Origin of the sequence: Mesorhizobium atlanticum, assembly GCF_003289965.1 — a bacterium.
Lineage (GTDB): Bacteria > Pseudomonadota > Alphaproteobacteria > Rhizobiales > Rhizobiaceae > Mesorhizobium > Mesorhizobium atlanticum.
The window spans coordinates 43,963-59,525 of record NZ_QMBQ01000011.1; the positions used below are offsets into that span (position 1 = coordinate 43,963).

Annotated in this window: 15 protein-coding genes; 1 reads left to right on the plus strand and 14 read right to left on the minus strand. The window is 62.3% G+C overall.

Annotated elements, in window-relative coordinates:
* Nucleotides 1-7: 7 nt before the first annotated feature.
* From DPM35_RS28770 to speB, 13 genes are all read right to left on the minus strand, one after another.
* Nucleotides 8-871: an ABC transporter substrate-binding protein gene (locus tag DPM35_RS28770; protein ID WP_112130721.1), complete on the minus strand. Its 864-nt coding sequence runs from the start codon at nucleotides 869-871 to the stop codon at nucleotides 8-10.
* A gap of 39 nt (nucleotides 872-910) precedes the next feature.
* Entirely contained in the window at nucleotides 911-1,675 is a 765-nt protein-coding gene (locus DPM35_RS28775) for an amino acid ABC transporter ATP-binding protein (protein WP_112130723.1), read from the minus strand.
* Complete coding sequence (locus tag DPM35_RS28780; protein ID WP_112130725.1) at nucleotides 1,672-2,601, minus strand: amino acid ABC transporter permease; 930 nt, start codon at nucleotides 2,599-2,601, stop codon at nucleotides 1,672-1,674. Before DPM35_RS28780 ends, DPM35_RS28775 begins: the two co-directional genes overlap by 4 nt.
* Nucleotides 2,602-2,774: 173 nt before the next feature.
* The gene (locus DPM35_RS28785; protein ID WP_181592199.1) at nucleotides 2,775-3,563 is read right to left on the minus strand and encodes an inositol monophosphatase family protein; all 789 of its coding nucleotides are present in this window, start codon (nucleotides 3,561-3,563) and stop codon (nucleotides 2,775-2,777) included.
* Nucleotides 3,541-4,599, minus strand: a complete 1,059-nt coding sequence (locus DPM35_RS28790) for a sugar phosphate isomerase/epimerase family protein (protein ID WP_181592200.1) — start codon at nucleotides 4,597-4,599, stop codon at nucleotides 3,541-3,543. Before DPM35_RS28790 ends, DPM35_RS28785 begins: the two co-directional genes overlap by 23 nt.
* Nucleotides 4,600-5,125: 526 nt before the next feature.
* A complete protein-coding gene (gene betA / locus DPM35_RS28795; RefSeq protein WP_112130731.1) occupies nucleotides 5,126-6,811 on the minus strand; it encodes a choline dehydrogenase in 1,686 nt (561 codons plus the stop codon).
* A 135-nt stretch (nucleotides 6,812-6,946) separates the two neighbouring features.
* Complete coding sequence (locus tag DPM35_RS28800; RefSeq protein ID WP_112130733.1) at nucleotides 6,947-7,738, minus strand: ABC transporter ATP-binding protein; 792 nt, start codon at nucleotides 7,736-7,738, stop codon at nucleotides 6,947-6,949.
* A gap of 12 nt (nucleotides 7,739-7,750) precedes the next feature.
* Nucleotides 7,751-8,560, minus strand: coding sequence for an ABC transporter permease (locus DPM35_RS28805; RefSeq protein WP_112130735.1), 810 nt, complete (start codon nucleotides 8,558-8,560; stop codon nucleotides 7,751-7,753).
* A gap of 4 nt (nucleotides 8,561-8,564) precedes the next feature.
* Nucleotides 8,565-9,488 (minus strand): ABC transporter substrate-binding protein, encoded by a 924-nt coding sequence (locus DPM35_RS28810; protein ID WP_181592201.1) that lies wholly within the window; start codon nucleotides 9,486-9,488, stop codon nucleotides 8,565-8,567.
* Nucleotides 9,489-9,634: 146 nt separating this feature from the next.
* A complete protein-coding gene (locus DPM35_RS28815) occupies nucleotides 9,635-10,525 on the minus strand; it encodes a polysaccharide deacetylase family protein (RefSeq protein ID WP_112130740.1) in 891 nt (296 codons plus the stop codon).
* The gene (locus DPM35_RS28820; protein ID WP_112130742.1) at nucleotides 10,522-11,259 is read right to left on the minus strand and encodes an SDR family NAD(P)-dependent oxidoreductase; all 738 of its coding nucleotides are present in this window, start codon (nucleotides 11,257-11,259) and stop codon (nucleotides 10,522-10,524) included. Before DPM35_RS28820 ends, DPM35_RS28815 begins: the two co-directional genes overlap by 4 nt.
* A complete protein-coding gene (locus tag DPM35_RS28825) occupies nucleotides 11,256-12,038 on the minus strand; it encodes an SDR family NAD(P)-dependent oxidoreductase (RefSeq protein ID WP_112130744.1) in 783 nt (260 codons plus the stop codon). The genes DPM35_RS28820 and DPM35_RS28825 overlap by 4 nt, the downstream gene beginning before the upstream one ends.
* 3 nt (nucleotides 12,039-12,041) lie before the next feature.
* Entirely contained in the window at nucleotides 12,042-13,013 is a 972-nt protein-coding gene (speB, locus tag DPM35_RS28830) for an agmatinase (protein ID WP_112130747.1), read from the minus strand.
* 147 nt (nucleotides 13,014-13,160) lie between these two features.
* On the opposite strand from speB, the gene DPM35_RS28835 reads away from it, so the two are divergent.
* Complete coding sequence (locus tag DPM35_RS28835) at nucleotides 13,161-14,030, plus strand: LysR family transcriptional regulator (protein ID WP_245431687.1); 870 nt, start codon at nucleotides 13,161-13,163, stop codon at nucleotides 14,028-14,030.
* A 320-nt stretch (nucleotides 14,031-14,350) separates the two neighbouring features.
* Here DPM35_RS28835 and DPM35_RS28840 read toward each other — a convergent pair whose 3' ends face one another.
* Nucleotides 14,351-15,448 carry a helix-turn-helix transcriptional regulator gene (locus DPM35_RS28840; RefSeq protein WP_112130751.1) on the minus strand — a complete coding sequence of 366 codons (1,098 nt, stop codon included), beginning with the start codon at nucleotides 15,446-15,448 and terminating at the stop codon, nucleotides 14,351-14,353.
* Nucleotides 15,449-15,563: the final 115 nt, after the last annotated feature.

Consider the following 15,563-nt stretch of genomic DNA (forward strand, 5'->3'; position numbering starts at 1 on the left):
GGTCCCTCTACTTCTTTGCGCCATTCACCGTGAATTCCTCGACGCCCGCTTCTTTCAAGCCGTAACGGTCGAGAATCTCGACATACGTGCCATCTGCCTTCAAACCGTTAAGAGCCGCCAGCACCGCGTCGCGCAACTGTGCGTTCTGCTTGGCGAACGCAATGCCGTAGTGGTTGATCTCGCCGACGGCGCCGATCTGGTAGAACTTGCCGGGCTCCTGCTTCATCAGGTCGAGCAGTCCTTCCAGGCCGATGATCGAGGCCTGCGCGCGCCCCTGCTTGATCTGCATGATGTGTTCGGCTTGGGTCGGGATCTGGATGACGTTCATCTGCTTGTCGGCGGCGCAGGTGTTCTTGCTCAGATCCTCAGCCCAGGTGACCCAGCTGGTGCCGGTCGCAACCGCTATCGTCTTGCCGCACAGATCCGCCTCGGTCTTTACCGAATCCTTTAGCTCGGTGGCGGTGTAGAAGACGTTGCCGGTTTGGAAGTAGTCGATGAAATCCAGCTGCGTCTGGCGTTCCACCTTGTCGGAGAAGGCTGTCATGATCAGGTCCGAGCGACCGGTGACAACCTGCGGGATCAGCTGCGGAAAGTCGACGTTCTGGAAATCGACCGCCAGGCCAAGCCGCTCGGCGATCGCCTTTGCCAGATCGATGTCGAAGCCCTTGAGATCGGTCGAACCAGCATCGTTGTACTCCATCGGCGGATAGGCGAGGCTGATGGTCAAATTGAGCTTGCCGCCGGTTCGAACCGAATCAGGCAGCTTGGCGGCCGCCGCCTCATCCTTTGCCGCCATGGCCTGGCTGCTTACGGCCAACCCCAGAAGAGCCGCCGAGGCAAGGCGCTGGATCACGGAAAACGTTGGTTTCATTTGGTCTCTCCCATTTTGGATTTTTGCGTGGCCTGATTGTCAGGACAGCACGCGGCTAAGGAATGTTCTCACGCGTGGATCGTCGGGATTGCTGAGCACCTGCTCGGGTTTCCCAGTCTCGCGAATCTCGCCGTCGATCATCACAAGCACGCGGTCCGCGACTTCGCGGGCGAAGCCGATTTCGTGCGTGACGACGATCATGGTGGTGCCACCCTTGGCGAGGTTGCGCATGACTTCGAGCACTTCGCCGACCAGTTCGGGGTCGAGCGCGCTGGTCGGCTCGTCGAAAAGCATCACCCGAGGCTCCATCGCGAGCGCGCGGGCGATGGCGACACGCTGTTTCTGTCCGCCCGAGAGCTGCGACGGATAGCTCGATGCGCGCCCGGCCATTCCGACCTGGTCGAGCAGCTCCATGGCGCGCTTTTCCGCCTCGGCACGGCGCAAGCCGCGCACGACCATGGGCCCCTCGATGACGTTGCCCAGCACGGTGCGATGGGCGAAGAGATTGAAGTGCTGGAACACCATTCCCAGCTGGCTTTGCTGGCCGCGCAGGCGGCGCACAGGCAGTTCGTGCAGGACGCCGGCCCTGAGATCGTAGCCCATGATCGAGCCGTCCACCCAGACATAGCCGGCATTCGGGATCTCGAGATGATTGATGCAGCGCAGGAACGTGCTTTTGCCGCTGCCTGACGGACCGAGGATGCACAACACCTCGCCATAGGCGACCTCGAGGTCGAGCCCCTTCAGCACCTCGTGATCGCCGAAACTTTTGCGGACCCCGACCGCTCTGACCGCGAGACTCATGCTTCCCCCGAAGCCATGGCGCGCCACGAGCTCATCTTGAACCATTGCTTACGGTATCCCGCCGTCGTGGCGTCGCGTCCGAAATGCTGTTCTAGGTAGTATTGACCGATCGACAGCATGGTGGTTCCGGCCAGGTACCAGATGGCGCACACGAAGAGCAGTTCGATGACCGCGCCGTTGATGAAGTAGATCCGCTGCGCCGCGTTCAGCATCTCGCCCATGGCGATGGTCGCGGCGAGCGATGAGAATTTGAGCATGCCGACAGCACTATTGCCAAGGACCGGAAGGATGAGCCGCAAGGTCTGCGGCAGCACGATCCTGCGCATCGTCTGACCCGGCGTCATGCCGAGCGTATGCGCGGCCTCGATCTGACCACGGTCCACGGATGCGATGCCGCCGCGCACCACCTCTGTCAGGTAGGAGCCTTCGTTGACCCCAAGTCCGAGTACAGCGGCGACAAAAGGCGTGACCACGTCGACCATCCGCTCGTCGACCAGCCCCGGAATGTAGAGGCGCGGGAAGACCAGTCCGATGTTGAACCAGATCAGAAGCTGCAGCAGCACCGGCGTGCCGCGAAAGACCCAGACATAGAGCCAGGCGGCGAACCGCAGCGTCGGATTGGTCGCGGTGCGCATGATGCCGAACGCGAAACCCAGCGCGATGCCCAGGGCCAGCGCACAGGCGGAGATCAGCAGCGTCCAGCCGAACCCGATGACGATGACTCGGGCGGTAAGAAACTGCCCGACCACGTCCCATCTTATTTGCCCCACGGCAAAGGCGCGGACGATCATCACCAAGAGCGCAAGTCCGACAATGGCGCTGACCCAGCGCCCTGGGTGTGCCAATCGATGCCGTTGAGCATCCGGCCCGGGCAGGTCCGGGATTTGCAGCGGTGCGACCGATGAAGCTGATTTTGAAGCGTTCATGATAGTTGTATGGTTAGGCCTACAACTTGGTAGATGCAAGTTCGCATACAGTCAAGCGACGATCGAGGCGCCGAAGAGCAATTTGTCCGGCTATCACCAACCGGCGATCACACCAGGCGCATCGCACCCGCCGGAAAGGAACAGCGCAGTCAGCCAACAACGGGCGCGGCTCGTCACCTATTCCAAAGTTGCTCCAAGGCTGCGTGATGCAGTTCCTTGTTCGCCGCCATCAGCACGGTTTCGTAGCGCGATGCATCGCCGAGCGGTTGTCCGTCCCAGTCGGTAACGATGCCACCCGCACCGAGTACGATCGGCATCTGAGGCAGGATGTCGTAGTCGAAAACATTGCTCTCAAGAAGCAGGTCGACTCCGCCGAGCGCCAGCAGGCCTGCAGCATAGCAGTCATGCGACATTCTGATGAAAAGGGCACCGGCGGCGAGCGCCGAAAACCGATCCCGTCTGTCCGCGTCGAACTGTTCAAGAGCCGATGTATAGACGATGGCCTCGCCTAGGCTCGCGATCGAACTCGTGTGGATCGGCTCGCCGTTGAGGAGGGTCGGATGGCCGATGCGACCGAGCCAGCGCTCGCCGGTGATCGGCTGGTCGATAATGCCGAGGACCGGCACGCCCCGGTGCAGCAAGGCGATCTGCGTGCCGAAGGCCAGCGAACCGGAAATGAACGATTTCGTGCCGTCGATCGGATCGAGAACCCACACCCATTCGGCATCCGCTTGATGCGCTCCGAATTCTTCCCCCCGGATACCGTGGGTGGGAAAAGCGGCCTCTATCATGCTCCGCATCGTCCCCTCCGTTTCGCGGTCGGCAATCGTGACGGGGCTTGAATCCGTTTTGGAATCGATCGCAAGCCGCTTGCGAAAATGCGGACGAATTGTGACGCGGGCGGCATCCGCCATCGCGTTCGCCAGGGCGAGGCACTCGTCAGGGCAAATGGGTTCGGACATTCCCGCGATCCTCATGGTTCAGGGCTTCCCTCGCAATGTCCTCGAGTATCGATCGGACGGTGCGGACTTGCGTGTGTGCCGCCATCGACTCCTGCTTCAGCCGCTGAGCAAGGTTCGACGAGCCCGGGTCGGTGAAGCTGGGTGTTCGGGCGGCGATGAACGGGTCCGCCTCCTGTGACGGCCATCGCAACGCCGGGGCGAAATAGCCTTCCTCTTCCTCAAGCCCGAAAGCCAAGACTTGGGGCTTTGCCTCGCCGAGCAGGAGGAGTTCGACCAGCATGGCGTGGATGGGCAGTTCTCCTTGGCCGGTCGCGCAGGCGAGATGTGCCCAGCCGCCCCGATCCGGCTGAATCGTACAGTCCTTGATGTGTACGTCCGTGATGTGCGCGGCCTGGCGCATAAGCGCTGCAAGCGGGCTTTCATGGGCGTTGATCATGTTGGCGAAGTCGAACAGAAGGCTGAGGTTCGGGTTCGCTACTTCCTGCACGATCCGCGCGAGCTCGTCAGACGTCAGATCCTCATGCTGCTCCAGTGTGACGCGCAGTCTGCCGGCGGGATCGAACCGCCGTAGTCTGCGCAGGTCGTCGATCGTCCAGTCGATGATTTCGGAGACGTGCCCTTCGTAGAGAGGATAGCAGCGGAGCGAAGTGGCATTGACCGCCAAGGCGCGCTGAACGGCGTCCGATAGCCCATCAGGCGCGGTCGTGCTGGTTTCAACGTGGATTTCGAGGCCGGCCTCCGTCGCCTTTTCTCCGAATGCCTGCAACTCGCCATGCGACATGGCTTCGAGGCTGGCATGTTCGCCATCGCTGACATGGATCTTGATGCCACGAAGACCCTGGCCATGCGCGAACGCCGCCAAGTCAAGCGGTGTCATGCCACCGAACCTGAGATTGAGATGGAAAGCGTAGGCGTGGGCAAAGAGAGGCGCGGTTTCCGCACGCTCAGCGAGACGCCCGCGGATGGTCGGCGGCAAGTTTTCGATCCGGCTGCGCCAATCCAGGCCGTGGATCGCTTTTGTGAGCGATCCCTTCACGATGCGGTCTTTCCGTCCCGACGGGCATCCGCGGCAATTCGAATCGCGCCCCCGCTCCCGGCAGCTTCTTCTTCGCCCGAGGCTCTCGGGCAAGGTGAACAGCGCCTGGCAACGCGCGTCGGCTGAGGTATCATCTTGGGGCATTCCGAACAACAGACGGCTTGGAATTTGCCAAGAAAATGGACTGCTTCGGATGGCCACTTATTGCGTTTGAACTATACCACTTTTACACTAAGCGGATGCACGAGAGGCGGCGCCGCGATTTCGCCCTGGCGGTTGGCCAACGTCCGACAGGTCAGGCGTCAGGCATGCAATGGCCCTCTTAAAGAACCGGGCAATGGAGGAGCCACGACCGGCATCGCTCGAAGGCTCGTGGTGACCTTTGCCAGGATCGCTTTCGCAGTTCTGGCCGGCCACCACATAGCCGATGCCCCGAGCCATCATTTTCCGCCCCCATGGCTGAAATTGCATTTTCTGAAGGCGAGGCCGCTGGCGGTGTAGCCTGCCGGCGATCTCGAACCACCCATCAATGCGCTATCTTTCGGACCGGCTCGCGGCTGCGCTGGGTGACCCCCACGCCTGGCGCGACCCCCACGGCGGCGTTCGAGGCTGCAAGCAGCGCCTTGCCTCGAACGATGTCCGAAGCCCGCTCCGCCAGCATGATCGTCGGTGCGTTGAGGTTCGCATTGGGCTCCGACGGGAAGACCGAACTGTCGATGACCCTCAGTCCGTCGACCCCCCTCACCTTCAGATTGCTGTCGACGACCGCCATCGCGTCCTCGCCCATCCGGCACGAGCCGCAGGGATGATAGGTGCTCTCCAGCGTCTCGCGCACCCAGGCGTCGATTTCGTCGTCCGTCCTGACATCGGCGCCCGGCGCGATCTCGTCGCCGCGGAAGCGGTCGAAAGCCGGCTGGGCGATGATCTCACGCGTCAGCTTCAGGCAGCGGCGGAAGCCTTCCCGGTCCTCTTCGCGGTCGAGATAGTTGAAAAGGATATCTGGATGTTCGTGAGCATCCGGCGAACGCAGCCGTACATAGCCGCGGCTCTTGGGCTTGTTCGGACCGGTCAGCACCATGAAGCCGTGGCCTTTGAGCGGTTTCTTGCCGTCATAGCGCATCGCTGCCGGCAGGAAATGGAATTGGATGTCCGGCCACTCGAGCGAAGCGTCGGAACGGATGAAGCCACCGCTTTCGAAATGATTGGAGACCGAGAGCCCTCGCTTGAACAGGAGCCACTCTGCGCCGATCAGCGCCTTGCTCAGCAGGCCCATCCTGCCGTTTAGCGTGATCGGCTCCTTGCAGGCGTACTGAATGTAGACCTCGGAGTGATCCTGGAGGTTTTCGCCGACGCCCGGCAAGTCGTGCAGAACCTCGACGCCGGCCTTGCGCAACACCGCCGCGGGCCCGATGCCGGATCGCTGCAACAGATGCGGAGAGCCGATCGGCCCGGATGCGACCAACACTTCGCGCGCCGCCCTCACAACATGACGCCGATCACCCTGTTCGTATTCGACGCCAACGGCGCGCTTGCCTTCCAGAAGCACCCGCCGTGTCATCGCATGGGTGATGACGGTCAGGTTCGGCCGGTTCATCGCCGGCTTGAGGTAGGCGTTGGCCGTCGACCAGCGCACGCCGTCCTTGACGGTCATGTGCATCGGGCCGAAGCCCTCCTGAAGATAACCGTTCGGATCCTCGGTCGTGACGTAGCCGGCCTCGTGCCCGGCATCGACGAAGGCGCGGTAGAGCGGATTCTTCATCCTGTTGCCGGCATTGGTGGCGAGCGGGCCGTCTTCCCCGCGATAGGTATCTCCGCCTTCCTGCCAGCTTTCGGCGCGCTGGAAATAGGGCAGGCAGTTGGCATAGCCCCAACCGCGCGCGCCGCGCTCGGCCCACTCGTCGAAGTCGCGCGCATGGCCGCGCATATAGACCAGACCATTGATTGAGGAGGATCCGCCGAGCACCTTTCCGCGCGGGCAATGGACGCGCCGGCCGTCGAGGCCAGGTTCCGGCAAGGTCATGTATTTCCAATTGTATTTCGTGCCGTTCATCGGGATCGACAATGCCGTAGGCATCTGGATGAAGATCGACTTGTCGCTGCCGCCGTACTCCAGAACGAGAACGCGCGTTGAGGGATCCTCCGAGAGGCGGTTGGCCAGCACGCAGCCCGCTGAGCCGGCACCGATGATGATGTAGTCGAAGGTGGCGTCCATGGCGCTATCCCTATGAATCTTCGGACCCGTGCCGCCTGCCGGCAAAGGAGTCCTGTTGCGTTGTTTCGCGGCCGAATCCACGGCGCCCCCGGGCGAGCCCAGGAGAGCACCTAGGGCGGTCTGGCCCTTGCGGGATCAGGCGGCGTCGGCGGCCGCCATCGCCCTGTGGACTTCGTGATACAGGTTCTTTTGAATCCGCCGCTTCAGCTCGATGAAATCCGGCGTCGTCACCAGGTCGTAGTGGCGCGGCCGCGGCAAGTCGACCTGAACCGTATCGACTATGCGGCCGGGCCTGGCCGACATCACATAGACGACGTCGCCGAGGAAAACCGCCTCGTCGATATCGTGCGTCACGAACAGAACGGTCTTCTGGTGCCGCTCCCAGATGTCGATCAGCAATTCCTGCATCACTGCCCTGGTCTGGCTGTCCAGCGCCCCGAACGGCTCATCCATAAGCAGCACTTCCGGATCGTTCGCCAAGGCGCGGGCGATCGCGACACGCTGCTTCATGCCGCCCGACAGATGGTTCGGGTAAGCGTTCTCGAAGCCCTTCAAGCCGACGGCATGGACGAAATGGCGCGCCTGTTCGGCCCGCTCCTGCATTGGCACGTTTCTGAGCGCTAGGCCGAATTCGACGTTCTTCTGGACCGACAGCCAGGGGAACAGGGAATAGTTCTGGAAGACCATTCCCCGGTCCCGACCTGGACCGGACACGGTTCTTCCATTGACCCTGCATTCGCCGCTCGACGCCTCCTTCAAGCCTGCCACGAGATCGAGCAGGCTGGACTTGCCGCAGCCCGAAGGGCCAACGATCACGGCGAACTGCTTGTCCGGGATGCGCATTTGGAGGTTGCTGAGGGCGACGACCTCGCCCGCCCGCTGCGTCCTGAACCGAAGGCCCACATTTTCAATGTCCAGAGCACCCATCGCGCGACCTCCTCAACGCTGCTCTGCCCACGGCAGGCACACGATCTTGATCCATTTGAAAATCTGGTCGGTGGCCAGCCCGAGCAGGCCGATGACCAGGATGCCGACGAAAATGTATTCTGCATGCAGCCCCCGCATGGCCTGCATGCTCATGTAGCCGAGGCCGGAACTCGAGGCGACCAGCTCGGCGACCACCAGATAGGTCCACGCCCATCCCATCGTGACGCGCAACGTGTCCATGACGCCGGGCAAAGTCGCGGGCAGCAGCATCCTGGTGACGACCTGCCAGCGCGTCGCGCCCAGAGTGTAGGACGCGTTGAACAATTCGGCCGGCACGCGGGCGGAGACATCGGAGATCATCACGATCTGCTGGAAGAACGTGCCGATGAAAATAACGGCGACCTTCTCCTCGAAGCCGATGCCGATCCACAAGATTAGCAGCGGGATCATCGACGTCACCGGCAGATAGCGCGTGAAGTTGACGATCGGCTCCAGCGCCGCGGCCACGACCCGGAAGCTGCCCATCAATATTCCGAGCGGAACCGCCACGAGCGAGGACAGCAGGAAACCCACATTGATGACGAGAAGGCTGGCCCAGGTGTTCCTCAGCAGCGACCCGTCCATCAGCGAATGCCAGAACGCGCCGATCACGCGGTGCGGAGCCGGCAGGAAAAGCGGGTCCGCCAGCCCACCATAGGTCGCGACGCACCAGGTCAGCAGAATGCCGCTGCTGAGGATCGAGCCGGCACCCAGAGTGACACCGCGCGATATGGGCCGGCGTGGCGTGAGCATTCGATTTACGATCAATGCCGCGCTGGTCATCGGGCTACCCTCCGATGAAGCCGTAGTCGATCAGGTCGTCCGGCTTTACCTTCGCCTGGATACGTCCCTTTTCCGACCAGATGTCGAGCGCGTAGCCGAGGGTCTTTGAAATCTGCCCGGGCGCGGCGGCGGACCCGAAAAACGTGTTGTTGGCGTTCTTGTCGAGATACTCGATCCCAGCCAGCGTCTGCTTGAAGACCGCCGGATCGGCAAGCCAGCCGCCGACGCCGCTCGCCATGATCTGGTTCGCCTCGTCCGGATTGGTCTTGATGAATTCGAGGGCCCGGTACCAGGCGCGCACAAAAGCCTTGATATCCGCCTGGTGAGTAGCCGCCGTTTCCGGCGTGACGGCGACGACGTCCGTGATCAATCCCGGCTTGTCGGCGCTCGACAGCAGCAGATGACCGTTGGCGGAATTTGCGCCCTGGCTGAGCGCGGGCTCCCACGTCACTGCGGCGTCGACCTGCCCGGCCACGAACGCGACGCCGGCATCGGTGGCCGTCATGTTAACGACCTCGACGTCATTTTCCGACATGCCGGCTTCCTTCAGCATGGCGTCGAAGAAGAACTGGGAAACCGACCCCGTTTCGAAGGCGACCTTCTTGCCCTTGAGGTCGGCTATGGACTTGATGTCCTTACGCGCGACGATGCCGTCGCCACCCTTGGAATTGTCAACGGCCAGGATGTAGCGCAGGGTCTTGCCCGGCGGCATGTAGATAGGAAACTCGTCGACCGTTGAGGCGACGAGATCGATTTGTCCGGCCTGCAAGGCGCCCATCTTCGCGGGCGTGTCTTCCATGATGGTCAGATCGACATCGACGCCCTCTTCCTTGAAGAAGCCCTTGTCGCGCGCGATGTAGAACGGCCCGTAGCCGACCCAAGTCGAATGCGCGAGCCTGAGCGTTCCCGCCCCGGCCGGCCAAGCCAAGCCCAACGCCAATCCAATAGCTGCAAAACCAACTAACCTGTTCAGCATGTCATTCTCCCATTCAGAGCTTTATTGTTAAAAGCAGCGTCCCCTCAGACGCTTGTCTTTCTGGGGCGCTCCCTCGAAACACGAGGTGGCGCCCCAATTCATCGAACTCTCACCGGTTCCGCATAGCTGGGCATCCGATCGACGCGGGGTTTCCACGAACCGTCGGCCACCACCATCAGGACGTGGGCCGCGATGTCCTCCATTGGCGCGAACCAGACGTCACCGCGCGCCAGCACGGTCTCGAGGAACCGGTGGACGACTTCCCAGCGCGCGAGTCGTCCGGTTGCAAAAGGATGGACTACCGGAATCCACAGGCCGCCGTGTCGGTAGGCCGCCTCGAACTCCTGCGCGAAGGCGGCGAAGCCCTGCTCCGGAGCGCGGATCGGCATCAAGTAATCGAGGTCCATCGACTGGACATATTGCGGCCAGTCGTCGAGGCCCCAATGCGATGGAAGCTCGACCAGCCGCCCCGCCGCGCTCTCAAGCAAATAGGGAATATCGTCGCCCATCAGCGACGCGTCGTAGACAAAGCCGCGCGATGCCAGCAGGTCCGCGGAGCGGTGCGAGAAATTGTAGAGGGGCGCGCGCCAGCCGCGCGGCCGCTTGCCGCTGGCCTTGACGATGACCTCGATGCCACGGTCGAGCCAATAGGCTTCCTCTTCCTCCGTCAGCTCTCGCGGATGCTCGTGCAGGAAGCCGTGATGGGCGAGTTCGTGGCCGCCCGCTAGCATCGCTTCGACAGCAGCGGGATATTGCTCGATGCACCAGGCCGGCACGAAGAAAGTCTGCCTGACGCCGAGTTGCCGGTAGCTTTCCACGATGCGCGGCACGGCGACTTTCGGCCCATATTGCAGCATGGAGATCGCTGAGACGCGCGAATGACCGTCTTGAGGATGGGCAATGTGGATGAGGCTGTCCGCATCCATGTCGAAGGTGATGCAAGCCGCGCATTTGGCGCCGTTCGGCCATGGGATCGGGTTGCGGATCATGGCATGACGCTCCCGCCATTGATGCCAAGCCCTTGCCCGGTGAAATAGCGGCCGCCTGCGCCGGCGAGGAAGACGGCGAGCTCTGCCACCTCTTCCGGCTTGCCGAAACGGGCGAGCGGGATGGCAAGCTCCCTGGCGCGCCATTCGGCACTCATATTGGCCGCGCCAAGCATTTCGGTATCAATCGGCCCGGGGCAAATCGCATTGACCAGGATGCGCGGTGCAAACTCCTTGGCCCACGAGCGCACCAGGCCGAGGACCCCGTGCTTGGATGCCACATAAGGCGAAAAAATCTCGCGTCCGCAATAGGCCATGTCGGACGCGATCATGATCACGCGGGCGGGCGCCTCCTGCGTCCCGGCCATCAGACCGATAGCCGTCTTGCCAACGAGGAAGCTGCCGCGCAGGTTGACTGCGATCACCCTGTCGAAGTCGGCGACAGGCGTCGCCAGAAGCGGCGCTTCGTGGATGATGCCAGCGCAATGGACCAGCACGTCGAGCCCGCCGAACGCAGTTCTGACAGCCTCGCCCATCGCGACCACGGCATTGGCGTCGGACACGTCGCAAGCCAGGTCTAGAACCTCGATCGCGCCTTTCTCCCTGGCCGCCTCGGCGGTGTTTTCCGGCGCGCGGATGTCGGCCAGCGCAAGGCGCGCTCCGGTCCCGGCGAAGGCGAGAGCGCTGGCCGAACCGATACCTCTGTAGGCCCCCGTCACCAGAACCCGCGCGCTCATGCCATCACCTCGCCGCGATCGAGCATCAGCGCCTGACCCGTCATGTCCTTCGCGCCATCTGAGGCGAGGAACAGATACGGCGCAGCCAGATCTTCGGGCTCCAGCAGGCCAGGCAGGACCTGTGCGCCGACGATCTCAGCCAACAGATCATTCTCGCCGCGGCCGGTGCGCAGCGACATGTTCTTCAGCGACAGCATCGCTGCCTCGGTGCGCACCCAGCCGGGGCACACCGCGTTGACACGAATGCCCTTCGGCCCGAGTTCCGTGGCCATCACGCGGGTAAAGCCGAGATTGGCGTGCTTCGAAGCGATGTAGGCGGCGAATTCGGGGACAGCCACACGGCTCCAGATCGAGGCGGTGACGATGATCCGGCCGCCCTCGCCCATCAGCGGCACTGCATGGCGAGTAATGTAGAACGTGCCGTTGGTGTTGATGTCGGTGATGCGCCGGAAAGTCTCCTCGACGCCTTCGTCCGGATCGAGCAGCGGCGTGATGCGCTCCAACCCGGCATTGTTGACCAGCACGTCGATGTGTCCGAGTTCGGCCAGCGCGGATTTCACCGCGGCAGCGTCGGTGATGTCGCATTCGATCGCCCGCACCGGACGACCGGCTTTCACGGCGATGTCGCGCGCGGCGTCATGAATACCCTTGCCTGAGGACAGCACCGCCACGTCGGCGCCAGCCAGCGCAAAGGACTCCGCCACAGCCCGCCCGATTCCGCGGCTAGCGCCCGTCACCAGTGCGCTCTCGCCGGAGAAGTCGTAGCGGACGCGGCCCATCGATCAGCCTTTCCTGGCGTGCATGACCCGACCGATGATGTTCATCAGAATTTGCGCGGCGAGGATCGATGTCGAGCCGGAATGATCGTAGTCGGGCGCGACCTCCACGAGGTCGATGCCGACGATGCTGCCGCGCTTGGCTAGCGCCGCCAGGATCTCCAGAACCTCGTAGTAGACGAAGCCGCCATGGGATGGCGTGCCGGTTCCCGGCGCGATCGAGGGGTCGAACCCGTCGATATCGATGGTGACGTAGTAGCGCGCGCCGGGGGGAACGCGCTCGACAACCGCGTCGATCCCCAACGCCCGGATCTGACGCACCGACAGGATGTCGGAGCCCATCTTGCGGGCATCCTCGTAGCCTTCCTTGGCCGTTGAAGAGACGTTGCGGATGCCAAGTTGCGAAAGGCCGCTGACATAGGGCTTTTCCGCCGCGCGCCGCATCGGATTGCCGTGCCCGTAACGCACGCCGTGGCGCTCGTCGACGAAGTCGAGATGCGCGTCGATCTGGACGATGTGGATCGGTCCGTTCTTGGCGCAATTGTCAGAGAAGGCGTTGATGCACGGGATATTGACGGAGTGGTCGCCGCCCAGGACCACCGGCAGTGCGCCGGCCGCCAGAATCTTGCGCACCGCAAATTCGATGTTCGCATGGCTCTTCATCGTATCGGTGTGGACGATATCGGCGTCGCCGATGTCGACGATCCTGACTTCGCCGGCTGGCAGATAGGTCACGTCGTCCTCATGATCGTAGGCGCCGCCATGGCCGAAGGAAAACAGCGTGGAGGCTTCGCGGATCGCCCGCGGTCCGAAACGGGTGCCGGCGCGCCATTGCGTGCCGCAGTCGAACGGCGCCCCGACGACGGCGACGTCGGCGTCGATCGCCTCCCAGTCGGGCTGGTACGGGTACTTTCCGAACGTGCAGATGCCGACGAACGGCAGGTTCAGTCGCCCGGTTTCGTAGGAATTGCTCGACATGCCTACCCCTCTTTCGTGGCGAAGGAGTAGGTCGGACAAGGCTACTTCGATAAATTCCTATGATTGGATGTTTAGTTGTGCATTATTCGATGTATGCGCAACCGTTCCCGCCAACGCGTGCTCAATCTGTCGCTCGGCGATGTCGAGTTGCGGCTGCTGCGCGTGTTCGCGGCGATCGTTCATCACAACGGATTTTCTGCGGCGCAGGCCGCCCTCGGCATGACGCAGCAGACGATCTCGACCCACATGCGCCATCTCGAGGAAAGGCTGGGGTTACGGCTCTGCGAAAGGGGCCGCAGCGGCTTCCTGCTCACCGAAGAAGGACGACAGGTCCATGCCGCGACGCTCGACCTGCTTGGATCGATCGAGCAGTTCCAGGGCCGACTGGGCGAGGCGCAGGGCGAATTGTCCGGCAGCCTAAAATTCGGCACGGTGGATGCGATGATGACCAATCGCGCCCTCAACCTTCAGGGTGCGCTTGGCGAATTCCATAGGGTGGCGCCGCGCGTCCGCCTGGAAATCGACGTCGCCGCGCCACAGGTGCTTTACCAGGGGTTGCTCGACGGCGCCTATCAGATCGTCCTCATGCCATGGATGAGCAGCCTGCCCTCCCATTTCCGGTCGCAGACGATCTTTTCCGAGGTGCAGAAGCTCTACTGTGCCAAAGGCCATCCGCTGTTCGACATTCCCGATGAGCGGATTACTGATGCGCGCCTGAAGGCACAGCCTTTCGCTGGGCGCACATACATGACCGACGAGACGATCTGCGGCGTCACGTTTTCCTGGTCCGCCGCCACGCCGCATATGGAGGGTACGCTGCTCCTGCTGCTGTCCGGCGTCTATATCGGCTTCCTGCCGGATCACTATGCGGAAGAATTTGTAAACAAGGGCCAGTTACGCGTCCTGGCACCGGCGCGCATGACCTTCGAGGATCCTTTCCACATCGCCTATCCGCGGGAACGGCCATCCCGCGCCGCCGAAGCACTGGCGCGAGCAATTGTTGCGGGAGTCCGATAGGTTGGGACGATAGCGGGCTTAGCACGAGCGCCGCCGCCTGCGCCCGGCCGACATCAAGAAGATCTGCCGCGGTCTTATGTCGGCAAAGAGGTTCAAGTGGCCTGTCGGCTTTCGGGAGTGGCAGACGAAAACTGTGTGGCTGATATTGGGTGCAAGGCAGACGTCGAGCAGCGGAATTGCTAAACCTTCCTTGGATCCAAGGGCAGTCGCTCGCCAAGCTGCCTATCTGCGGCAAACATTCAAGCGAGACGCAAATCGTATGTTTGCCACACTCCAGATTCTTTTGAGTTCCGGTCAGCCTTGAAGCCATGCGATTGGCATTACCTGGCCCGAACGGCTGGCATTGCCAGAAGGCGGTCTGCGTTCCCGGACCTCAGTTCAGGACTGGAGTTATGCGGTGCGCTGAGGACGATCTGTCGCCTGCCGCCCGGCGCAAGCCCCACCGCCAGTTCCGCCGCCTTTCCCACACTGGCCGCTTGCGCAACGAGAAGCCTCTGAACCTCCGCGGCATCCTCAACGGTCAACAAGCTCCGCGGTTTCAAGGACCGATGACCGCGGCGGAATTCGGCTGGGCTGCAGCCGAAACGGCCCCGAAACTTGTTGTAGAAGACGGCCGGATTGCCGAAGCCGCTACGCTCCATGATCATGCCGACCGTCTGGTCGGTCGTTCGCAGCGCCTCCGCGGCACTGTCGAGCCGCAGGTTCTGCGAGTAGTCGCGATAACCTATTCCGAGGTGCCGTTTGAAAAGGCGGGAGAGATGGCTGAGCGTCAGTCCTTCTGCTTCGGCGATCTGGCCGAGATGCTGGGCCTCGTCCCGCTCGCTCAAGGTATCCATGATCCGCAGGATGCGGTCGCGGCTGTCTGATCGCAGTTGCGCTCCGGCGGGGTCGGCCTCCTCATAGGGAATCCAGCGGTAGACGTAGCAAGCCAGCAGATTGGCGATCGTCTGGTGCACCATGACCTCTTCGGCGTGATTGCTCTGATCTAGGACCATGCGCGCCATCAACGCCTTGATTGGTACAATCCGATGCATGAAGGACGGACTGTGCAGGAAGGTGCGGCAAAGATATTGCCGGGAGGCGAACCCAGGCAGGCCCAGACGCTCGAAATACGTCGTGTCGAGATGCACGCCGCAGACCAACGTGTCTCGCGAAATGGACGTCGAATTGTGCGGCACGTCGGCATTTATGATGATCGCGTCGTCCCGGTCCATCTCGCAGATCTGCCCGTCCACCACGAGGCGGAACCGCCCACGCAGCACGAAAAGTATCTCCATCTCGCGGTGCCAGTGGTAAGGCACATCGGCATAGCCGTGCACGAAGGCCCGACAATGGGCCTCCGCCGAAGGGCCGTGGTCCTCGAAATCGCAACCAGGCTTCTCACGCCCAGGTTCTGGTCTCAGATAAGCGACGTTCATCCCATTCCTCCCGAATTTTGCCGATTAGATATCAAAAACTGTCGTATTTCCAGCGCAACTTCCACGGCTAGATGACTGGCTTACGCTGTGTCATCGTTTGCCTGCTCCACTGCGA